Below are 19,908 nucleotides of genomic sequence, written 5' to 3'. Positions count from 1 at the left end.
GGTTCGTCATGTCTTTGTCTGATCCGCTCGGCGACATGCTGACACGCATCCGCAACGCCGTCATGCGCAACAAGTCGTCGGTCTCGACCCCGGCTTCGAAGCTGCGTGGCCGCGTGCTCGACGTCCTCAAGGACGAGGGCTACATCCGCGGCTACACCCAGACCGAATTCGAAAACGGCAAGTCCGAATTCGAGATCGAGTTGAAGTACTACGAGGGCGCAGCGGTGATCCGCGAGATCGCCCGGGTTTCCAAACCCGGCCGTCGCGTCTATGTCTCGGCCAAGACGATCCCGCAGATCGCCAATGGTCTCGGCATCTCGGTTCTGTCGACGCCCAAGGGCGTGATGGCGGACCACAGTGCCCGTGAACAGAATGTCGGCGGCGAGATTCTCTGCCGGGTCTTCTGACGCGTCAAAATTTGTGCCATAGGACGGGCGCTCGCGCGGCTTGATGCTTCGCCTGCCGCCCGTCAGCATTTGAAAACGCACGGTATGTCGCCTGTAAAAGGGCAGATGGCATCCGCGCACGAAACGGACAGGGTTTCGAAATGTCCCGTATTGGTAAGAAGCCGGTTTCAGTCCCCGATGGCGTCACCGCCTCGGTGGACGGTCAGACCGTCAAGGCCAAGGGCCCGAAGGGCGAGCTCGCCTTCGTCGTCAACGACGAGGTCCTGGTCAAGATGGAAGACGGCGCGGTCAAGGTCGATCCGCGCGACCAGTCGAAGGTGGCACGCTCCAAATGGGGCATGTCGCGCACGATGATCGAGAACATCTTCGCCGGCGTGAAGACCGGCTTCGAGAAGAAGCTCGAGATCAACGGCGTCGGTTATCGTGCGGCCATGCAGGGCAAGAACCTGCAGCTGTCGCTCGGTTTCTCCCACGAGGTCGTCTACCAGACGCCCGAGGGAATTTCGATCGCCGTGCCGAAGCCGACCGAGATCGTCGTCACTGGCATCGACAAGCAGCGCGTCGGCCAGGTCGCCGCGGAAATCCGCGAGTATCGCGGTCCCGAGCCTTACAAGGGCAAGGGCGTGAAGTACGCGGGCGAGAAGATCGTCCGCAAGGAAGGCAAGAAGAAGTAAGGTCCGGTCATGGCTACTCCTAAGGAATCGCTGCGGCGCCGTGCTTCGCGTATCCGCCGCTCACTCAAGAAGGTCGCGAACGGCCGCCCGCGTCTGTCGGTGCACCGTTCGTCGAAGAACATCTACGCTCAGATCATCGACGACGAGGCGGGCCGCACGCTGGCTTCCGCATCGACGCTCGAAGCCGCCCTGCGCGGTGATCTGAAGACCGGCGCCGACGTCGCCGCGGCAACTGCCGTCGGCAAGCTCGTCGCCGAGCGTGCGAAGGAAGCCGGTGTCACCGACGTCGTCTTCGATCGCGGCGCCTTCATCTATCACGGCCGGGTCAAGGCTTTGGCCGATTCGGCTCGCGAGGCTGGCCTGAACTTCTGATCGGGCCATGATCGCTCGCGGCGGCGCAAAGGTGCCGCCGTTTCGCCCGGCCGCCAATGGGTGGCCGATCTCTTGGACGCCTCCGGAAAAGAACAAGGACTAGGATATGGCGCCTCGTAACGACCGCAATGATCGCCGGGACGATCACGACGATGGTTTCGTCGACAAGCTCGTCCACATCAACCGTGTCGCCAAAGTCGTGAAGGGTGGTCGCCGTTTCGGCTTCGCCGCTCTCGTCGTCGTCGGTGATCTCAAGGGCCGCGTCGGCTTCGGCCACGGCAAGGCTCGCGAAGTGCCCGAAGCGATCCGCAAGGCGACGGAAGCCGCCAAGCGCGATCTGATCTTCGTGCCGCTGCGCGACGGCCGGACGCTGCATCACGACGTCAACGGCCGCCACGGCGCCGGCAAGGTCGTCCTGCGCGCCGCCGAGGCCGGTACCGGCATCATCGCCGGTGGTCCGATGCGCGCCGTCTTCGAAGCGGTCGGCATGCACGACGTCGTCGCAAAGTCGCTCGGCTCGTCGAACCCGTACAACATGGTTCGCGCCACCTTCGACGGTCTGAAGAACGCGACCCATCCGAAGGATGTCGCGGCTCGTCGTGGCATCAAGTATTCGACGCTGCAGGCACGCCGCCAGACCCATCATGGCGCAGCTCCCGCTGCCGCCGAAGACGAAGCCGCTGCCGCGGAATAACCTGGCCGGCCATCGTGCCATCGTTTGAAGGAGCCTGAGCATGGCCAAGAACAGCACTGCCGGCAAGACGGTGACCGTCGAGCAGTACGGCAGCCCGATCCGCCGCCCGAAGGACCAGCGCCAGACGCTGGTCGGCCTCGGTCTCGGCAAGATGAACCGTCGCCGCACCCTTGAGGATACGCCCGCCGTTCGCGGGATGATCGCCAAGGTCGCGCATATGGTGCGGATCGTCGACGAGGCCTGAGCGCACCGTCAGGACCGGCCCGCATATTCATGCGGGCCTTCGACCCGTTTTGACCAGGCGGCCCGTCTGAGCGCGATTGCGGCTCGATCGGCGGCCAAGGAGAAAAGACATGAAACTCAACGAGCTTTCCGATATCGACGGCGCCACCCACTCCAAGAAGCGGGTCGGGCGGGGCATCGGTTCGGGCAAGGGCAAGACCGGCGGACGCGGCGTCAAGGGCCAGAAGTCCCGTTCGGGCGTTGCCATCAATGCCTTCGAGGGCGGTCAGATGCCGCTCTATCGGCGTCTGCCGAAGCGTGGCTTCGTCAACATCTTCGCCAAGAAATACAATGTCGTTTCGGTCGGCCGCCTGCAGCAGGCGGTTGACGCCAAGCGGCTAGACGCGTCCGCTCCGATCGACGTTGCGGCCCTCGTTGCCGCCGGCGTGATTCGTCGCGCAAAGGACGGCGTCCGCCTTCTCGGCGACGGCGAGCTGAGCGCGAAGCTGAACCTCACCGTTGCCGGCGCGTCGAAATCGGCCGTCGAGAAGGTCGAGAAGGCCGGTGGGTCTGTCACCGTCACGGCAGTCCGCAAGTCCGCGGAAACGGCTGAAGCCTGATCGTTTCGTAGCATTGTGGGGAAGAGGCCTCGATCGGCCTCTTTCTCGCTTGTTTGAGACAGCGTGGCCTGATGCCGGCGTTTCCGGCTTTGGTCGTCGTTGCGATCCAACGTGGTCGTCGGCCGGGTTCGGCCGCCGGCATCGAAGGGCAGGGCCCCCGCTGATCCGCCAATTCCCGAACTGGGAGAATTGGGCGCTTGCGTGGCAGAGCTCTCCCGCTTATCTGACGGGTCTCGGGAAAGGGTCCGTCTTAAGCCCGAGTCCGGTCGGGCGCCTGATGCGCTGCTCGGCCGTTTGCGGGATAACCCGGGGAGCTCCTCGTCATGGCATCGGCAGCGGAACAACTTGCCGCCAATCTGAACTTTTCGGCTTTCAGCAAAGCCGAAGACCTGAAAAAGCGCATCTGGTTTACCCTCGGCGCACTTCTGGTCTATCGCCTCGGAACCTACATTCCGATGCCCGGCATCGATCCCGACGCACTCGCGCGGGCTTTTCAGCAGCAGTCGACCGGCATTCTCGGCCTTTTCAACATGTTTTCCGGCGGCGCCGTCGGCCGCATGGCGATCTTCGCCCTCGGAATCATGCCGTACATCTCGGCCTCGATCATCATCCAGCTGATGACATCGGTCGTTCCCTCGCTCGAGAACCTCAAGAAAGAGGGCGAGCAGGGGCGCAAGGTGATCAACCAGTATACCCGCTACGGCACGGTGCTGCTCGCGACGTTCCAGGCTTACGGCATCGCCGCGGGTCTCGAGACGCAGGCCGGTCTCGTGGTCGATCCGGGCTGGTTCTTCCGGATTTCGGCCGTGATCACCCTCGTCGGTGGCACGATGTTCCTGATGTGGCTGGGCGAGCAGATCACCTCGCGCGGTATCGGTAACGGTATCTCGCTGATCATCTTCGCCGGTATCGTCGCGCATCTGCCGGCGGCGATCGCGAACCTCCTGGAGCTTGGACGAACGGGCGCCCTGTCGACGACGATCATCCTTCTCGTCATCGTCGTGGCGATCGCCTGCATCGCCTTCATCGTCTTCGTCGAGCGAGCCCAGCGCAGGCTTTTGATCCAGTATCCCAAGCGCCAGGTCGGCAATCGCATGTTCCAGGGCGATACCTCGCATCTGCCGCTGAAGCTCAACACTGCCGGCGTCATTCCGCCGATCTTCGCGTCGTCGCTCCTGCTTCTGCCGGTGACGGTGGCGAACTTCACCGACACCTCGCAGCTGCCGGACTGGGCGACCGCGATCGTCGCCTCGCTCGGCCACGGCCAGCCGCTCTACATGCTGTTTTATGCCGGCCTGATCGCGTTCTTCGCCTTCTTCTACACGGCGGTCGTCTTCAATCCGAAGGACACGGCCGACAATCTGAAGAAGCATGGCGGCTTCATTCCGGGCATTCGTCCGGGCGAGCGGACGGCGGAATATATCGACTATGTTCTGACCCGCATCACCGTCGTCGGCGCGATCTATCTCGTGTTGATCTGTCTTTTGCCCGAATTTCTGATTTCGGCTGCTGGCGTTCCTTTCTATCTCGGTGGAACATCGCTACTTATCGTCGTCTCCGTGACGATGGACACCGTTGCGCAGATACAGGGTCATCTTTTGGCCCATCAATATGAGGGGCTCGTCAAGAAGGCGAAGCTCAGAGGGGGGAGACGCGGAGCACGATGAAGCTGATTTTGCTGGGGCCGCCGGGAGCGGGAAAGGGAACTCAGGCACAGCGTCTGGTCAATGGGCATAACGTTCCGCAGCTGTCGACGGGAGACATGCTGCGGGCTGCCGTCGCGGCCGAGACCGAGGTCGGGTTGAAGGCCAAGGCCATCATGGACGCGGGCAACCTCGTCCCTGATGAGGTGGTCAACGCCATCGTCGCCGATAGGATCGCCGAGGACGACTGCAGCGAGGGCTTCATCCTCGACGGCTATCCTCGCACCCTCAAACAGGCCGACGCGTTGGAGGAGTTGCTCGAACAGCGCGGTCAGCATCTCGACCACGTCATCGAGCTGCGGGTGGACGACGACGTTCTCGTGACGCGGGTGTCGGGCCGGTTTTCCTGCGCAAGCTGCGGCACCGTCTATCACGACGAGGATCGTCAGCCGAAGGTCGAGGGCGTTTGCGACAATTGCGGATCGACCGAGTTCAAGCGGCGACCCGACGACAACGCCGAGACGATGCGCTCGCGGCTTCGCAACTACTACAAGGAAACGTCGCCGCTCGTTGGCTATTACTATTGCAAACGCACGCTGCGCTCCATCGACGGCATGGCGCCGATCGATGACGTGACCAAGAGCATCGAGACCATTCTCAAGGGTTGATTCGATCTCGCCCTTGGGCCGGTGAAGGCTTGTCTCGCCGGCCGAGCCGACCAGGGCAGCTTCTGCCCTGGTTCGAAAGCAGGTCGTCCCGCCGAACGAGGACGGATCAACGAGAGCGTTTTTGGCGAACACGAGTTCACCGGAAACCCTCATCGCTTTGTCGAGCCGCATTGTCCGCACGTGAAGGCCGAACCGGCTTTCATCGGACATGCTCCAGAAGGGCGGAGCCCAGACCGTGACGCCGTCGACCACAGCCGAACCCACCAGTCCCACCGCAACGAGTGCGGCGGGAAACCGCGAGGCGCTCGAGCCCTCGAGCCCCGTTGCGTTTTTCGGCGAGGACGAGCCGCTTCATCTCGATGCCGGCATCGACCTGTCGCCGGTCCAGATCGCCTACAACACCTATGGCGAACTGAACGCCGACAAGTCGAACGCCATCCTCATCTGCCACGCTTTGACGATGGATCACTATCCGGCCAGCCGGTCGCCGGTGACCGGCAAGCCCGGCTGGTGGTCGCCGATCGTCGGCCCCGGCAAACCCATCGACACCGACAAGTTCTTCGTCATCTGTTCGAATGTCATTGGCGGCTGCATGGGCTCGACGGGGCCGGCCTCGATCAACCCGGCGACCGGCGAGCCCTATGGCCTGAGCCTGCCGGTGATCACCATTCGCGACATGGTGCGGGCGCAGCGGATGCTGGTGGAGCGCCTCGGTATCGACAGGCTGTTCGCGGTCATCGGCGGCTCGATGGGTGGCATGCAGGTCCTGCAGTGGACGGTGAGCTATCCCGACAAGGTGTTCGCCGCCCTGCCGATCGCCACGGGTGCGCGGCATTCGGCCCAGAACATCGCCTTTCACGAGATCGGACGCCAGGCCGTGATCGCCGACCCCGATTGGGAGGGCGGTCGCTACTTCGCCCATGACAAGCGGCCCGTGAAAGGTCTCGCGGTCGCCCGCATGACGGCCCATGTCACCTATCTCTCGGAAATGGCGCTTCACCGCAAATTCGGTCGCAATCTCCAGGACCGGGACGTTCTCGGCTTCGGCTTCGATGCCGATTTCCAGATCGAGAGCTATCTCAGACATCAGGGCATGACCTTCGTCGATCGGTTCGACGCTAATTCCTATCTCTATCTGACCCGGGCGATGGACTATTTCGACATCGCGGCGGATTTCGACGGCTCGCTCGCGAAAGCCTTCCGGGGGTCCGAGACGCGCTTTTGCCTCGTCTCCTTCTCGTCCGACTGGCTGTTTCCGACCGACGAGAACCGCGCGGTCGTCCATGCGCTGAATGCCGCCGCTGCCTCCGTCTCTTTCGTCGAGATCGAGACCGATCGCGGTCACGACGCCTTTCTTCTGGACGAGCCGGAGTTCTTCGCCGCGATCGACGGCTTCGTCTCCTCGGCCGCTCGGGCAAGGGGGCTCATCGCGTGACGCTTTCGACCGACACACAAACGAGCGGGCCAGTGGCGACGAGCGAGAGCGTCGCGTCGTCGCCGGCGGGCATCCGCGTCGACCTCGAGGTGATCGCCGATCTCGTCGAACCTCGCTCGCGGGTGCTCGACGTCGGCTGCGGCGACGGTGCGCTTCTTGCCCTGCTCGAGCAGCGCGGTCGGGTTGACGGGCGCGGTATCGAGCTCAGCCAGGCCGGCGTCAACGAATGCGTCGCGCGCGGCCTGTCGGTCATTCAGGGCGATGCTGACCGCGACCTCGTGCATTATCCCGACGATGCGTTCGATTACGTGATCCTGTCGCAGACGATCCAGGCGACGCGCAATCCGAAGGTCGTTCTGTCCGAACTCCTGAGGATCGGCCGCCGGGCCGTGATCTCATTCCCGAATTTCGGCCACTGGACGATCCGCTACGCCCTCGGCCTGCGTGGCCGGATGCCGGTGACCGCCAATCTTTCCCATACGTGGTACGAGACGCCGAACATCCATTTCTGCACGATCCGCGATTTCGTCGCACTGGCCGAGGAACTGGGGGCGAGCGTCGAGACGGCATTTGCCATCAACGCGACGGGTCAGAAGATGGGCATGAAGATGCCCTGGTGGTTCTGGAACCTGTTCGGCCAGCAGGCGGTTTTCGTCCTCAAGCGCTAAAGCGCTGTGCGTCCGAATGGACGACAGGGTGCACGACAGTCTCGTTGAACGGCGCATATCGAGGGCCTGACACTCCGAGATCAGGCGTCCGCTTTTATCGCGCTCGTCATGCTCGGGCCCCGTCCCGAGCATCCAGTGGGCCGTTTAAGCTTCTGTTGTGTCGAACGTTTCTGGATTCCCGGGACGGGGCCCGAGAATGACGAAGCGTCGAATGCTGCGCCTTATCGATCAAGTCGTGGCGGGCGTTCGAGGATCGTGTCGTGGACACTGGAACTTTACTCACCCTCCCGCTCGATCCTCTTGTCGGTGAATGATCTATTCCGAAAACCGGTTTCCACTTCTTGGGATCATGCTCTCGCGGCTCCTTCGCCTGCGCTACGGCAGAAAAGCGAAGGCATGGCGCGTGCCGGTCTCGCCGCTTTCGGTCTCGACGGTGCCGCTCGCCTGCGCCGTCAGCCCGCGAATGAGCCGCATGCCGAGCGAGCCGGGCCGGGCTTCGCCGTTGATGCCGGTCCCGTCGTCGCTGACGAGAAGGCGGTAGCCGCCGTCCTCGTCCTGCCAGAACCGGACGCGGACCTCTCCGCCTCCTTCTTTGAACGCATGCTTGACGCTGTTATTGACGACCTCGTTGACGAGGAGGCCGATCAGGATCGCCCGGTCGCGCGGCATGTCGACGTGTCTTGCGTCGCAATGGACCGCGATCCCGCGCGCCGAGCCGAGGGATTGGTCCAGGGCGTGGCAGAGGCCTTCGAGGTAGAACTTCATCTCGACCGCGCCGGAATAGTCGGCGTCGTGGTAGAGAAACTCGTAGGCGTGGGTGAAGCTCTCGACCCGGCCGAGCGCCGCCGTGAGCTCCTGCTTTGCATCTTCGCCGGGCGCGCTGGAAATCTGCAGGCGCAGGACCGAGGCGATCGAGGCGAAGTTGTTCTTCACCCGGTGCTGAAGCTCGAGGAGAAGGGCGTCGCGATCTGCAAGAGCGTTGCGCACCGCGCGGCGGAAGAGCTCGGCAAGGGCGACGACGAAGTAGCCCGAGAGCATGTTGACGACGACGCGCGGGCCATCGGACGGTGCGACGAACTGGAAGCTCCCCGCGATCGGCAGGACGAAGTACCAGGCGTAAAGTGACGAGATGGTGGCTGTGAGAGCACCGCAAAGCCAGCGACCGAAGAGCGTTGCGACGAGAACCGCGGGGATGGTCAGCGCGAAGGGACCGGCGCCCGGCATGAACAGGTCGGCGAAAAAGCGCAGCCCGATCGAAACCGTGCTGCAGACCACGGCGAACAGGATCTGAGTGGCGACGACCGGCAGAAACCCCTCGGCTTTCTGCGGCAGGTCGATATGCGTCAATCGCCGGAACGCCAGTCGCAAGCTGTCATCCTCTCCACTTATCCGGTGTCGAGGAATAGGCAGAATCGCTGCGAATTACCAATGTTTTGGTCGATCAGGGGGTTTTCTTGAATTGATCCGCGGAATTGCCGGCAGCATCACCATCCTGGGATTTCCCGACCAGGTTCTCGAGGCTGACACCCCACATCTCGGAGACGAGGTTGCGGCATGCTTTCGCCAAGCGAAGTGAGCGTTGTCGGGGCGCAATGTCACCACAATCTGTTTGCGCGGACTGGTTCAGCCAGTGACCGAAACAGACCATCTCTGTTTCGACCGCCGCGTTTTCGACAATCGCCAGCTGGCCCCAGTAAAGTTCCCAGAAACGACCCTCCGCCTTTGTGCGCGTGTCGCTTCCGTTCGGATTCGTTGCGACGGTCGCAACGACGTCGCTTGCCTCGAAGCAATACTCCATCTGCTTTTCCAGAAAGGGTTGCTTGGCGTTCATCTCAAACTCCTGGAAGAATTTGATGCCGCCAAAGATGAGCGTTGCAAGGCTCACGCAAAAGCCGCCAATCGTCAGCCAAGATGCGATTCCAAGTGTGGCGGGCGGCCTGGTTTCATCTGCCATAGCTCGACTCGTCGCTTGCGAAAATGAGAACGCCGTCGAAATAAAGCAGACTTTCACACGCGATTGCAACTCCAGATGGTGAGGCGTTGCAGCTGTCGAACGCGTGGACCCGAGACCCTACGGACGAGCACTGTTGGCTATGAGCGCCGGCATCGTGCCCTTGCCCCCGCTCCGGCCCCCGCCGGGACCAGAACGGGTTTTGCCACGCGGCGCTCTTTGGCCGCCGAGGCGACGGGGATGCCGCGATAGAGCTGCTTCACGGCCTCGATGACCACGACGCCGGAAAACAGCGGCCAGCACTGACGGCCGATCCGCTCCATCGCCGGCGCGAAGCCGACCAGCGAGCGGCGCTCGAAGGGTGGAAAATAAAGCGCCTCGCTCCAGGCATGCGGCGTGAAGGTGACCGATCGCAACAGCCGGGTGAGCTGCCCCCGCGACCAGGGCCGTCCGGAGCCGAAGGGCGTATGCTCGAACCGCGCCCAGACGCCGCGGCGATGCGGCACGACCACGACGAGGCTGCCGCCTGGCGCCAGCACCCGCCACGCCTCGGCGAGGAGCGCCTCCGGGCTTTCGGCAAATTCCAGGGCATGGACCATGAGGATCCGGTCGATCGACGCGTCGCCGAGCGGCAGCTCCTCGATGCCGACGAGGGCGGTGCGCAACGCGGCGCCAGCGGGCCAGCGCTCGGCGCCCTGGCCCGCTGGCATGAAGGCGAGGGCCCGCTCGCAATCCGTGCCGAAGCGCGAGAGGTAGGGCGTTGCATAGCCGAGCCCGAGGAGCCGCTCCTCCGAGATCGGTCGCCAGATCGGTGTGAGCGCCAGTGAAATCGAACGCGCGGCCGCGAGCCCGAGCGGGGAGGCGTAAAAATTGCATAGGTCGATAATGTCGGCATTGGTCGACAGAGCGAAGACTCCCGAGGTTTCAGCATCAGGCTTTCACCCCATATAAGACCATGGCCGGCTGGCTCGAAACCGTCCTGTCCGGCTTTGGCGTCGCTTTCGTCGCCGGCCTGCCGGATTTCGAGTGCATAGGACGTGACAAGATCAGATCGCCGGCCCGACGCTGCCCATCTCTCGAGGCAGTCCAATTTCCACCGCCTGACTGGAGGGCATGATGGCATCCTTCGACATTCGTCAGTTCACCTGCCGCAGCGATAATTTCGGCGTTCTCGTCCACGAGGCGGAAAGCGGCACGACGATTGCGATCGACGCTCCTGAGGAGGAGCCGATCCTTGCCGAGCTGGAAAAGACCGGCTGGACGCTGACCCATATCCTCACCACCCATCACCACGGTGACCATGTCGAGGCGAACAGCACCCTGAAGGCGCGCTATCAGGTCGAGATCATCGGTCCCGAGAAGGAGCGGATGAAGATCCCCGGGCTCGATCGTGCGGTGTCCGGCGGCGATACGCTCGATGTCGGCGGGGTCAAGGTGGAGGTCATCGACACGCCCGGGCACACGCTGGGCGAGGTTTCCTATTTCCTGCCACAGGCCCGCGCCGTCTTTGCCGGCGACGCGTTGTTCTCGCTCGGCTGCGGGCGGCTGTTCGAGGGCGATCCGGCGATGATGTGGGGCTCGATGCAGGCGTTGCGTGCGCTGCCGGGCGGGACCATGCTTTATTGCGGCCACGAATACACCGCGACCAATGCCAAATGTGCGCTGTCGGTCGATCCGGGCAATGTGACGCTGCAGGAGCGTGCCCGCGAGGTGGACGAGCTGCGCCGCGGCGGTCGATCGACCTTGCCCGTTCTCCTGGAACGGGAGAAGAAGACCAATCCGTTCCTGAGGGCCGACGATCCGGACCTTCAGGCAGCCATGGACATGGCCGGCGCCGATCCGGTCGACGTTTTCGCAGCGATCAGAAAGAAGAGGGATCAATACTGATGAGTTCAGCCGCACTCAGGATCGTCCGCAATCTCGACTTGAGGCCCCATCCGGAGGGTGGCTGGTATCGGGAAAACTTCCGCGACGAGGCGGCGGATTCCAGCGGACGCGCCCGCTCTACGGCGATCTACTATCTGCTCGAAGCGGGGGAGACCTCCGAGTGGCACAGGGTCAAGGATGCGGCCGAGGCCTGGCACTGGTATGCCGGCGCGCCGCTGGTGATCACCATCTCCGAAAACGGCCACGATGCGTCCGCCCACAGGCTCGGGCCGAATATCGAGGCGGGAGAAAAGCCACAATTCGTGGTCCCGGCCGGTTGCTGGCAGACGGCGACGTCGCTCGGTGAGTACACCCTCGTCGGCTGCACCGTGGCGCCCGGGTTCGATTTCGAAAACTTCGAGATGGCACCGAAGAACTGGCGCCCGACACCGCGCAAGAGCTCGGCGGGCTAGGACGTCGTGCGTGCGAATGGACGCCAGTTTGCACGACAGTCTCGTTGAACGGCGCATATCGAGGGCCTGACATCCGAGATCAGGCGTCCGCTTTTATCGCGTTCGTCATGCTCGGGCCCCGTCCCGAGCATCCAGTGCGCCGTTTAAGCTTCTGTTGTGTCAAACGTTTCTGGATTCTCGGGACGGGGCCCGAGAATGACGAAGCGTCGAATGCTGCGCCTTATCGATCAAGTCGTGGCCGGCCTTCGAGGATCGTGTCGTGCACACTGAACGGACGCACGAAGGGCGCTCTAACCCTTTCAATTTACGCATCGACGAGACGGATCGTGACGCTTCGGCTGTTTCTTACGTCGCCCGCCGCAACAGGCGGCGGAAGAGGGGGAGGGCGGCAAGGCCCGCGCCGAGCGTGATCAAAAGCGCGGCCGCCCAGATTTCGAAGCGCATTTCGGCCTTGCCCGCCGCCACCAGCACCAGCGTCGACAGGAGCGGCGCGGCATAACTCGCCGCGCCGATCACCTGAATGTCGCCGTGCTTGACGCCGTAGTCCCAGAGATAGAAGGCACCGCCGACCGGCAGGAGGCCGAGCAGGATTATCGCGCCCCACTGTCCTGCCGAGACGGGCCAGACCGTGGTCTCGAAGGCGAGGTGGCACAGCAGCGACAGGACCGCGGTGGCGATGCAAAAGCCCGTGACGACATCGCTCGGCACCTCGCCGAAGCGGCGCGACAGGAGCGAATAGCTCGACCAGGTCAGGGCGCAGAGGAGGGCGAGGCCATATCCCGCCGCATAGCGCGGATCGAGCGAGACGCCGCCCGAGCGCGTGACGATCAGCGCCGCACCGCAAAGGCCGGTCAGCGCTCCCAGGATGTGAAACCAGCGCAGCCTTTCGCCCGGCAGCGAAGCCGAGCCGAGCACGATCAGAAGCGGCCAGAGATAGGCGATCAGGCTCGCCTCGGCCGCCGGCGCGTTCTTCAGCGCGGCGAAGTACAAGGCGTGATAGCCGAACAGCCCGACGACGCCGACCAGCCAGACCGCCGGCCTCTGGCGAAACACGCCGATTCCCACTCCGCGTGCCTTCAGCATGACCAGACCGATGATGCTGGCGATCGCAAAGCTCATCGCCGTGAGCTGAAACGGCGGCGTGTCGCCGCTCAGTGCGGTGAAGAGCGCCAGAAGCGCCCACATCAGGACGGCGGCAAAGCCGAGAAGAGTGCCCATGTCAGCTCTTGGGTGGAGATTTTGTCTTTCGGCCGGCATTGGCGGCCAGCTTGCCCGCTCTGCCCTGCCGGGCATCTCCCCACAAGGGGTGAGAGCGATCCAAAGTGATATTCGCGCCTTGCCGGTGGTGGCTCACTTTGCGCAAGCGACCTTGATCACGCGGCGAGCGATCGGTTGCCTGATCGCGCCCTCGTGGTGGGGATGGGCGGCAGACCGGAAGCGGACCTGGCGCCTGCCGTCTCCCGGCCTCACGAGCCGGCGCCGCGCGTCTCGCGTTTTTCGTAGATCGACTTTGCCAGCTCGCCGAGCGAGCCGAGAAACATGCCAAGCGAGCCGACAAGAAACAGCCAGACGCCGAGGGTGTAATAGGCGTCGAACATCTTGAAAAACATCACCGAGCCGACGACGAAGCAGAAATTGCCGAAAAGGCCGATGGCGAGGTGAATCCACGCATAGTCGCGAACGAGGGCCTGGATCAATGGAGGCTCCGTTAATTCTTTCCTGGGGATCAGTCGAGGGTTTCTTCCGGGACTGCAGCCGGCCTGCCCTCGTCGTCGATCGCCACCATGACGAAGGTGCCCTCCGTCACCTTGCCCTCGACGCGGGAGGTGCGCCGCTGGGTCCAGGCCTCGATGGCAAGCGTGATCGACGAGCGGCCGACCTTTTCGATCGAGGTATAGACACAGAGCGTGTCGCCGATCTTCACCGGTTTCTTGAAAACCAACGCGTTGATGGCGACCGTCGCGACGCGGCCGCGCGCCCGCTCCGCGGCCCTGATGCCGGCCGCAAGATCCATCTGCGAAACAACCCAGCCGCCGAAGATGTCCCCATTGGCATTGGCGTCCGCCGGCATCGCCGGAATGCGAACAGTGAGTTCGCCTTTCGGGAGTTCGTCGCTTTCGTCCATCGCAAGGCCCTTGTCGTCGTCTCGGCAGAATCGGGCCGTCTTTGCCGGCCATCGCGGCCCAATAGGAGGGCGTCGGATCGGCAAAGGCAAGTCGGCAGACGCCACGGTCGTGACGGACAGTCATGCGGGTCGATCAGACTTCTGCAGCGATCGCCCTCGTGCAATCTGCGTTTTGCGGGCTTATATCCGGGCGATACCAACCAGACTCCGACCGCAACGAGGAGACACCGATGTCCGAGACAGCCAGCGCTGCCAACCCGATTCCCGTCACGGTTCTCACCGGTTATCTCGGCTCCGGCAAGACGACGCTGCTGAACCGCATCCTGTCCGAGGACCACGGCAGGAAATACGCCGTCATCGTCAACGAGTTCGGCGAGATCGGCATCGACAACGACCTCATCGTCGAATCGGACGAGGAGATCTACGAGATGAACAATGGCTGCGTGTGCTGCACGGTGCGCGGCGATCTCGTGCGCGTCGTCGAGGGCCTGACCCGGCGCAAGGGCCGCTTCGACGCGATTCTCGTCGAGACGACGGGCCTTGCCGATCCGGTGCCCGTCGCCCAGACCTTCTTCATGGACGAGGACGTGCGCGCCAAGACCCAGCTCGACGCCGTCGTCGCGCTGGTAGACGCCAAGCATCTGCCGCTGCGCCTGAAGGACTCCAGGGAAGCCGAGGACCAGATCGCCTTTGCCGACGTCGTCCTTCTCAACAAGACCGACCTCGTCACGGCGGAAGAGCTGGCGAAGGTCGAGGCGACGGTGCGGGCGATCAACCCCCATGCCGTGATCCATCGCACCGAGCGCGCCAGTATCGACCTTGCCAAGGTGCTGGGCCAGGGGGCCTTCGACCTCAATCGCGTGCTCGACGACGATCCGGCGTTTCTGGAGGAGGCCGCCCACGCCCATGACGACCACGTCTGCGGGCCGGACTGCGATCACGATCACCACCATCATGACCACGCTCATCATGGTCACGATCATTCCCACCACGGTCACGACCACGCCCATGGCGACGCGGTATCGCCGATCCACGACGTGACCGTGACCTCGATCTCGCTGCGCGGCGGGCCGCTCGATCCGAAGAAGTTCTTCCCCTGGATCCAGGCGCTGACCCAGGAGCAGGGGCCGAACATCCTGCGCCTCAAGGGCATCATCGCCTTTGACGACGATCCCGACCGCTATGTCGTGCAGGGCGTTCACATGATCATCGAGGGCGACCACCAGCGGCCGTGGCGTGACGACGAGGCCAAGCTCAGCCGTCTCGTCTTCATCGGCCGCCAGCTCGATGCCGAAGAGCTGGAAGCCGGCTTTGCCGCCTGTGCGGCGAAGGTGAAGGCCCCCGCCTGATGCCGTCGATTGCAGCCTATGAATTCGCCGATTTCGTCGAGACCGCCTGTTTTCTGAAGGACCGCCCGGCCTTTGCGCTGGCCGACGGCACGCTGCGGCTGCCGGCCGGCGGCGAAAAGGCCCTGACACTGCATGAGGGCGGGCTGCTTGCCGCCGTCTATGACGGTTTCGGCCGCCGGCTCCTGTCCGGCGGCGAGGACGGCCGGGTCGTCTCCACGAGCGACGGCGAAAGCGCCGAAGAGCTGGCGAGCATCGGCCGCAAATGGATCGGCGCCGTCGCCGGAGGCCCGAACGGCGCCGTCGGCTTCGCGTCGGGCCGGAGCGCCTATGTGCTGGCGGCGAAGTCGCCGCTGAAGGAGTTGGCGCATCCGCGCACTGTCGAGGGCCTCGCCTTTTCGCCGAAGGGCCTTCGCGTCGCCACGGCGCATTACGACGGCGCCTCGCTGTTCTTCCCGGCGACCGACGCCGTACCGACGATGCTCGGCTGGAAGGGCGCCCATCTCGACGCCAGCTTCTCGCCCGACGGCCGTTTCCTCGTCACCATCATGCAGGAAAACGCCCTGCACGGCTGGCGCGTCGACGACGGCAAGCACATGCGCATGACCGGCTATCCGGCCAAGGTGAAGGACTGGAGTTGGTCGGCCAAGGGCAAGTTCCTCGCCACCTCCGGCGCGCCCGCGGCGATCCTCTGGCCGTTTTCCGGCAAGGACGGCCCGATGGGCAAGGCGCCGCTCGAACTCGGTACGCGCGGCGATTCCATGGTCACCGCCGTCGCCTGCCACCCGGCGGAAGACATGCTCGCCATCGGCTACCAGGACGGCATGATCCTCGCGGTGCGCTTCGCCGACTCGAAGGAAGCGCTGCTGAGAAGGGGCGGGGCCTCCCCCGTTCGCACGATGGCGTGGCACGGGGCGGGTGGTCTCTTAGCCTTTGGAGCCGAGAACGGCGAAGCCGGGGTCGTCGACATCGCCGGCTGACTGCGCTCATCCCTTATGACAGCGACGAGCAAGATGCAGCGGTCCTGCTGGCTTGAATCAAAGTCAGGCGCGCTTAGCTCTCGGCCGAACTCTGGATCAAACTGAGGGTGTCGGCCTTGTTCGGTCATCTGCGTTTCTTACTGCCCTACATGATGGGACTGTCGATCCATATCGTTTTGGCAGCACCGACGCATGCAGCTGAAGACGGGAATCGACTGACCGCGTTTTTCGCCGGCCAAGGCTGCGCCATAGGTCCATCGACGCGCCAGGCAGCCATGGCGGCCGGGTTCGATGGGGCCGCGATCGACGAACTCGCGCAGATGGCGCGCGCAGATCATGGCGCGGTCGAAACCGGCTCCTGGCTCGTTCTCGCGCCTTCCCGCTGCACGATCGAAGTCCCGCAGATTACGAGTGAGGTCAAACCATCCGACCCGGAGGTGACGGATTCGCTTTTCGCCGACGATGAAGCGGGAAAGGGAATGCCCTGCTTCGTCAACGGCGACCGACTTTACGAAAACCTTCAGCGAACACGCCTGTGGGATCCGGAGAGGGCATTTCACGCGTATGTCGATTTCATCGCCGCTGGGCTGCGCGCCGGCGAAATCGCCTTTTACTCGGACGATCCCTTGCGGACTCCCATGGGTTTTCAGCTGACGACCGGGGAGTGTGCCTTGCGCCCCGAAATCGAGGACATTCGGCGCGACCACGATTTTTTCATGACGCATTTCGACGAGCTCATCCGCACAGACGCATTGACGGCCGAATGTGAAGCTGACGGAAGCCCTAGCTGGAAGTTAATGAGGCAAATCGAGCCGACCGACGAAGCCCAAACGAAAAATCAGTGGACCTTCATGGAAATAAAGCTGATCACAATGGCAGCGGGCTGGATGGAGGGGATGAGCGCAAGATTCCGCGGAGTGCCTCGCCCACCTCTCTGCCACTATTCGTCAAAGCGAGGATAATCGAAATTTGCGCCCGAGCCTCGTCTATGCCAAGGCGCGCGGCGCGGCGGATCACTCCAGCAATGTCTGCATCTGTTCGAGCGCCGTGTCCGGCCTCGTCTCGATGGCGATCGCAATGGTCTTGAGCTTCACATTGATCTGCAAGCGCGGCGGGAGTTCGTCCGAGGCGACATAGGCCATGGACCACGCCGGGAAGAGGCGATGGTTGGCCGTCGTCATGTCGACGAGGACGAGGCCGGAATGCCGCTCGTCGCAGCAGATCCGTTCGAACGCGGCCTCGGTCGGGCCCTGTTCCCCCTCGATGACCTGGATGAAGGTGTCTTCCACCTTGAGAAGCACACCCGTCACCCGGTCTGCCAGATTGCGGCGACGCGAGGCGGCGACGATTTCCTCGATCGCCCGATGAGAGAGCGCCGTGTTCCGGATCGGGTGCGCTTTGCTCCTGTAGAGGATTCGAAGGACCGGCGTGGCCTGATTGCCGCTCATGCAGCCCCCGCCCGAAGCGTTGTTTCCAGGACGGACATCAGCTGCGCGCTCGTGACGGGACGGCTGAAGAAATAGCCTTGCAGGGTGTCGCAACCCGCGTTGCTGGCAAAGCGCTGCTGCACCTCCGTCTCGATACCCTCCGCGGTGACCTTCATACCGAGATTGGCACCGAGCCGGGTGATCGCCTGGACGATCGTGGCGCTGTCGCTGTCCTCGGGGATGCTCTGCAGGAACGACCGGTCGATCTTGATGCGGTCGATCGGGAAGCGGTGGAGATAGCTGAGCGACGAATATCCCGTGCCGAAATCGTCCAGCGCGATCGCGACGCCGAAGTCACTGATCGCCGACAAGGTGGCCAGGGCCTGTTCATCGTTGCCGAGCAGCGCGGTTTCGGTGATCTCCAGTTCGAGACGTTTGGGATCGAGGCCGGTTTCGGACAGGATCGTCTTGATCGAACGCAGAAGGCGCCTGTCCATGATCTGCACGGGAGAGAGGTTGACGGCAACGCCCATGTGTCGCGGCCAGTTCGTCGCCTCCAGGCAAGCCTGCCGCAGAACCCAGGTTCCGATCGCGTTGATGAGGCCGATTTCCTCCGCCAGCGGTATGAAGTCGGTCGGCGGGATCAAGCCTTTTTCGGGATGGTACCAGCGCAACAGGGCTTCTGCGCCCGTATAGGCGCCGGTCTTCGCATCGACCTGCGGCTGGTACTGGACGGCGAGTTCACCGCGGCCGAGGGCGCGCCTCAGATCGGTTTCCAGGGTCCGGCGCAGCTGGACGTTCTGCGACATTTCGCTCACGTAGAACCGAAAGCAGCACCGGCCCTCCGCCTTTGCTGCATAAAGGGCGATATCGGCGTTCTGGACGAGTTCATCGCGCGAGGCTCCGTCGCGAAAGGCTTGGGCCGCGCCGATGCTCGTCCCCATTTCGATGACGTGGCCATCGACGACGACTGCCCGCGACATCACTTCGACGAGGCAACGGCAGAGATCGGCGACGTCCTCTTCCGTTGCGTCCGTCACCAGAATGGCGAATTCGTCGCCGCCGATCCGTGCTATCCGGCGTTCCCTGCCGACAATCTTGCGGAGCCTGTTTGCCACCATCTCGAGAACACGGTCGCCAAAGCCATGACCGAGGGTGTCGTTGACCGACTTGAACCGGTCGAGGTCGATCATGACGAGAAAGAGCGGATCGATGCCCGCCTCGCGGGTTTCAAACGCCTCGGCCAATCCGGCCGAGAAGCGGCGACGATTCCACAGGCCGGTGAGTTCGTCGTGATTGGCGATGTGTTCCAGCTCCCTCTGCTGTGCCGCGCGGGTGTCGTTGTCGATCAGGTGGCTGGAGAGCCCGGTGAAGACGATGATCAATGCCGCAGTCGCAATGGCCAAGGCCATCGCTCCGAAGGCCTCGCTGTCGGCGCCTGCGGAGAAACCGGCGATCGGCGAGACATGGAAGGCGGTCATTCCGGTGAAATGCAGCGTCACGATCGCAGCAATGAGAAAGCCGATGGACAAAAGACGCGTGGCGCGCCGATCACGCCCTTCGTCAAGCGATGCGAGGACGAATTTCGTTGCAACGAGGGACAGGCCGATCGAACCGGCGAGGGAGAGGGCGATATAGCCGTCGTTCCAGGTGACGATGCCATCGACCCGGTAAGCGAACATGCCGACATAATGCATTGCGGCGATGGACAGGCCGATTGTCGATCCACCGAGTAGCCACGCCATCCCTTTTCGTCGCATCGCGGATAGATAAAATCCGATGCCGGTGCCCAGGATGGCGATCAGGATGGAGATGATCGTCAGCTGCGGATCGAAGGTGGCTGCAGCCGGGGGGTCGTAGCCAAGCATCGCTATGAAATGGGTGGCCCAGATCGCTGCGCCGGCTGTGACACTCGTCAGAAAGGCCCAGTCGATTCGCATCCGCCCGGTCGCCTGAAGGGTTCGGGTCCATAGCCTCACGGTGATGGCGGAACCGATGGCGCACATCACCGCCGCGAGCGCCGTCATCCATGGGTCGTATTCTGTGAAGATGCAGCTGATTATCGGCAAGCCATTGAGCCTTGAGTATTCGCAGGATCGGCAGATCAGCTGACAGTATCGAGGACAAGCGTTTAAGACATGATACGAGAATCGTTCAATTGGACTTGAATTTGATGCGACTTCGCGCAGCTTCGTCCGGTGTACCGGCGGGTGCCGTTCTTCTATTCTTGGAGGTGTTCGATCAGGCTGGTATTCGGCGATGCTCGTCGATGCAACGTCGTTTCGAGCATCGACGGCGCAGACATGCGTGTCGATGAGTCCGGCGCGGATTTGAACC

At 63.3% G+C, this 19,908-nt stretch carries 23 protein-coding genes; 15 read left to right on the top strand and 8 right to left on the bottom strand.

Features of this window, described 5'->3' with window-relative positions:
• Positions 1–8: 8 nt before the first annotated feature.
• From rpsH to metW, 10 genes are all read left to right on the top strand, one after another.
• Positions 9–407 (top strand): 30S ribosomal protein S8, encoded by a 399-nt coding sequence (gene rpsH / locus J6595_RS03845; RefSeq protein WP_209593133.1) that lies wholly within the window; start codon positions 9–11, stop codon positions 405–407.
• Between the two features lie 140 nt (positions 408–547).
• Positions 548–1,081 (top strand): 50S ribosomal protein L6, encoded by a 534-nt coding sequence (gene rplF, locus J6595_RS03840; RefSeq protein ID WP_209593132.1) that lies wholly within the window; start codon positions 548–550, stop codon positions 1,079–1,081.
• 9 nt (positions 1,082–1,090) lie between these two features.
• Complete coding sequence (rplR, locus tag J6595_RS03835; RefSeq protein WP_209593131.1) at positions 1,091–1,453, top strand: 50S ribosomal protein L18; 363 nt, start codon at positions 1,091–1,093, stop codon at positions 1,451–1,453.
• A gap of 106 nt (positions 1,454–1,559) precedes the next feature.
• Positions 1,560–2,147 (top strand): 30S ribosomal protein S5, encoded by a 588-nt coding sequence (rpsE, locus tag J6595_RS03830; protein ID WP_209593130.1) that lies wholly within the window; start codon positions 1,560–1,562, stop codon positions 2,145–2,147.
• A gap of 40 nt (positions 2,148–2,187) precedes the next feature.
• Positions 2,188–2,391, top strand: coding sequence for a 50S ribosomal protein L30 (gene rpmD / locus J6595_RS03825; protein ID WP_209593129.1), 204 nt, complete (start codon positions 2,188–2,190; stop codon positions 2,389–2,391).
• Between the two features lie 109 nt (positions 2,392–2,500).
• Positions 2,501–2,989, top strand: a complete 489-nt coding sequence (gene rplO / locus J6595_RS03820) for a 50S ribosomal protein L15 (RefSeq protein WP_209593128.1) — start codon at positions 2,501–2,503, stop codon at positions 2,987–2,989.
• A 323-nt stretch (positions 2,990–3,312) separates the two neighbouring features.
• Positions 3,313–4,656 (top strand): preprotein translocase subunit SecY, encoded by a 1,344-nt coding sequence (secY, locus tag J6595_RS03815; RefSeq protein ID WP_209593127.1) that lies wholly within the window; start codon positions 3,313–3,315, stop codon positions 4,654–4,656.
• Entirely contained in the window at positions 4,653–5,300 is a 648-nt protein-coding gene (locus J6595_RS03810; protein WP_209593126.1) for an adenylate kinase, read from the top strand. Before secY ends, J6595_RS03810 begins: the two co-directional genes overlap by 4 nt.
• A gap of 208 nt (positions 5,301–5,508) precedes the next feature.
• On the top strand, positions 5,509–6,735 hold the full coding sequence (gene metX, locus J6595_RS03805) for a homoserine O-acetyltransferase MetX (protein WP_209593125.1): 1,227 nt from the start codon (positions 5,509–5,511) through the stop codon (positions 6,733–6,735).
• A 32-nt stretch (positions 6,736–6,767) separates the two neighbouring features.
• Positions 6,768–7,403: a methionine biosynthesis protein MetW gene (gene metW / locus J6595_RS03800; protein ID WP_209593124.1), complete on the top strand. Its 636-nt coding sequence runs from the start codon at positions 6,768–6,770 to the stop codon at positions 7,401–7,403.
• A 375-nt stretch (positions 7,404–7,778) separates the two neighbouring features.
• Here metW and J6595_RS03795 read toward each other — a convergent pair whose 3' ends face one another.
• The 3 genes from J6595_RS03795 to J6595_RS03785 form a co-directional block, all read right to left on the bottom strand.
• A complete protein-coding gene (locus tag J6595_RS03795) occupies positions 7,779–8,771 on the bottom strand; it encodes a sensor histidine kinase (RefSeq protein ID WP_209593123.1) in 993 nt (330 codons plus the stop codon).
• Positions 8,772–8,844: 73 nt separating this feature from the next.
• Positions 8,845–9,357: a hypothetical protein gene (locus tag J6595_RS03790; RefSeq protein WP_209593122.1), complete on the bottom strand. Its 513-nt coding sequence runs from the start codon at positions 9,355–9,357 to the stop codon at positions 8,845–8,847.
• 137 nt (positions 9,358–9,494) lie between these two features.
• Positions 9,495–10,259: a class I SAM-dependent methyltransferase gene (locus tag J6595_RS03785; protein ID WP_209593377.1), complete on the bottom strand. Its 765-nt coding sequence runs from the start codon at positions 10,257–10,259 to the stop codon at positions 9,495–9,497.
• Between the two features lie 211 nt (positions 10,260–10,470).
• Here J6595_RS03785 and gloB point away from each other — a divergent pair, with 211 nt between their 5' ends.
• Positions 10,471–11,241 (top strand): hydroxyacylglutathione hydrolase, encoded by a 771-nt coding sequence (gene gloB / locus J6595_RS03780; RefSeq protein ID WP_209593121.1) that lies wholly within the window; start codon positions 10,471–10,473, stop codon positions 11,239–11,241.
• Positions 11,241–11,693 carry a cupin domain-containing protein gene (locus tag J6595_RS03775; protein ID WP_209593120.1) on the top strand — a complete coding sequence of 151 codons (453 nt, stop codon included), beginning with the start codon at positions 11,241–11,243 and terminating at the stop codon, positions 11,691–11,693. Before gloB ends, J6595_RS03775 begins: the two co-directional genes overlap by 1 nt.
• A 345-nt stretch (positions 11,694–12,038) precedes the next feature.
• On the opposite strand, the gene yddG is transcribed toward J6595_RS03775, so the two are convergent.
• The 3 genes from yddG to J6595_RS03760 all read right to left on the bottom strand — a co-directional run bounded on the left by yddG (position 12,039) and on the right by J6595_RS03760 (position 13,818).
• Positions 12,039–12,911 carry an aromatic amino acid exporter YddG gene (yddG, locus tag J6595_RS03770; protein WP_209593119.1) on the bottom strand — a complete coding sequence of 291 codons (873 nt, stop codon included), beginning with the start codon at positions 12,909–12,911 and terminating at the stop codon, positions 12,039–12,041.
• 248 nt (positions 12,912–13,159) lie between these two features.
• Positions 13,160–13,390 carry a YrhK family protein gene (locus J6595_RS03765; protein ID WP_209593118.1) on the bottom strand — a complete coding sequence of 77 codons (231 nt, stop codon included), beginning with the start codon at positions 13,388–13,390 and terminating at the stop codon, positions 13,160–13,162.
• A gap of 29 nt (positions 13,391–13,419) precedes the next feature.
• Entirely contained in the window at positions 13,420–13,818 is a 399-nt protein-coding gene (locus J6595_RS03760; RefSeq protein ID WP_209593117.1) for an acyl-CoA thioesterase, read from the bottom strand.
• A gap of 230 nt (positions 13,819–14,048) precedes the next feature.
• Between J6595_RS03760 and J6595_RS03755 the strand changes: the two genes are divergently transcribed.
• From J6595_RS03755 to J6595_RS03745, 3 genes are all read left to right on the top strand, one after another.
• Positions 14,049–15,167: a CobW family GTP-binding protein gene (locus J6595_RS03755; protein WP_209593116.1), complete on the top strand. Its 1,119-nt coding sequence runs from the start codon at positions 14,049–14,051 to the stop codon at positions 15,165–15,167.
• Positions 15,167–16,144, top strand: a complete 978-nt coding sequence (locus J6595_RS03750) for a WD40 repeat domain-containing protein (protein WP_209593115.1) — start codon at positions 15,167–15,169, stop codon at positions 16,142–16,144. The genes J6595_RS03755 and J6595_RS03750 overlap by 1 nt, the downstream gene beginning before the upstream one ends.
• Positions 16,145–16,260: 116 nt before the next feature.
• Positions 16,261–17,106, top strand: a complete 846-nt coding sequence (locus J6595_RS03745; RefSeq protein ID WP_209593114.1) for a hypothetical protein — start codon at positions 16,261–16,263, stop codon at positions 17,104–17,106.
• Positions 17,107–17,157: 51 nt separating this feature from the next.
• Here J6595_RS03745 and J6595_RS03740 read toward each other — a convergent pair whose 3' ends face one another.
• Both J6595_RS03740 and J6595_RS03735 read right to left on the bottom strand, forming a co-directional pair.
• Positions 17,158–17,592 carry a BLUF domain-containing protein gene (locus J6595_RS03740; protein ID WP_209593113.1) on the bottom strand — a complete coding sequence of 145 codons (435 nt, stop codon included), beginning with the start codon at positions 17,590–17,592 and terminating at the stop codon, positions 17,158–17,160.
• Positions 17,589–19,598 (bottom strand): putative bifunctional diguanylate cyclase/phosphodiesterase, encoded by a 2,010-nt coding sequence (locus J6595_RS03735; RefSeq protein ID WP_209593112.1) that lies wholly within the window; start codon positions 19,596–19,598, stop codon positions 17,589–17,591. Before J6595_RS03735 ends, J6595_RS03740 begins: the two co-directional genes overlap by 4 nt.
• Positions 19,599–19,908 lie beyond the last annotated feature (310 nt).

The sequence above is a fragment of the Jiella mangrovi genome, assembly GCF_017815135.1.
Classification (GTDB): Bacteria; Pseudomonadota; Alphaproteobacteria; order Rhizobiales; family Rhizobiaceae; genus Jiella; species Jiella mangrovi.
Note: the sequence above shows the minus strand (reverse complement) of the source record. Positions and strands in the feature narration are given on the sequence as shown.

Coding starts and splice junctions, on each gene's coding strand:
- rpsH (WP_209593133.1), top strand. CDS start 9: ATGTCTTTGTCTGATCCGCTCGGCGACATGCTGACACGCATCCGCAAC.
- rplF (WP_209593132.1), top strand. CDS start 548: ATGTCCCGTATTGGTAAGAAGCCGGTTTCAGTCCCCGATGGCGTCACC.
- rplR (WP_209593131.1), top strand. CDS start 1,091: ATGGCTACTCCTAAGGAATCGCTGCGGCGCCGTGCTTCGCGTATCCGC.
- rpsE (WP_209593130.1), top strand. CDS start 1,560: ATGGCGCCTCGTAACGACCGCAATGATCGCCGGGACGATCACGACGAT.
- rpmD (WP_209593129.1), top strand. CDS start 2,188: ATGGCCAAGAACAGCACTGCCGGCAAGACGGTGACCGTCGAGCAGTAC.
- rplO (WP_209593128.1), top strand. CDS start 2,501: ATGAAACTCAACGAGCTTTCCGATATCGACGGCGCCACCCACTCCAAG.
- secY (WP_209593127.1), top strand. CDS start 3,313: ATGGCATCGGCAGCGGAACAACTTGCCGCCAATCTGAACTTTTCGGCT.
- J6595_RS03810 (WP_209593126.1), top strand. CDS start 4,653: ATGAAGCTGATTTTGCTGGGGCCGCCGGGAGCGGGAAAGGGAACTCAG.
- metX (WP_209593125.1), top strand. CDS start 5,509: ATGCTCCAGAAGGGCGGAGCCCAGACCGTGACGCCGTCGACCACAGCC.
- J6595_RS03790 (WP_209593122.1), bottom strand. CDS start 9,357: ATGGCAGATGAAACCAGGCCGCCCGCCACACTTGGAATCGCATCTTGG.
- gloB (WP_209593121.1), top strand. CDS start 10,471: ATGGCATCCTTCGACATTCGTCAGTTCACCTGCCGCAGCGATAATTTC.
- J6595_RS03775 (WP_209593120.1), top strand. CDS start 11,241: ATGAGTTCAGCCGCACTCAGGATCGTCCGCAATCTCGACTTGAGGCCC.
- yddG (WP_209593119.1), bottom strand. CDS start 12,911: ATGGGCACTCTTCTCGGCTTTGCCGCCGTCCTGATGTGGGCGCTTCTG.
- J6595_RS03760 (WP_209593117.1), bottom strand. CDS start 13,818: ATGGACGAAAGCGACGAACTCCCGAAAGGCGAACTCACTGTTCGCATT.
- J6595_RS03755 (WP_209593116.1), top strand. CDS start 14,049: ATGTCCGAGACAGCCAGCGCTGCCAACCCGATTCCCGTCACGGTTCTC.
- J6595_RS03750 (WP_209593115.1), top strand. CDS start 15,167: ATGCCGTCGATTGCAGCCTATGAATTCGCCGATTTCGTCGAGACCGCC.
- J6595_RS03740 (WP_209593113.1), bottom strand. CDS start 17,592: ATGAGCGGCAATCAGGCCACGCCGGTCCTTCGAATCCTCTACAGGAGC.
- J6595_RS03735 (WP_209593112.1), bottom strand. CDS start 19,598: ATGACGGCGCTCGCGGCGGTGATGTGCGCCATCGGTTCCGCCATCACC.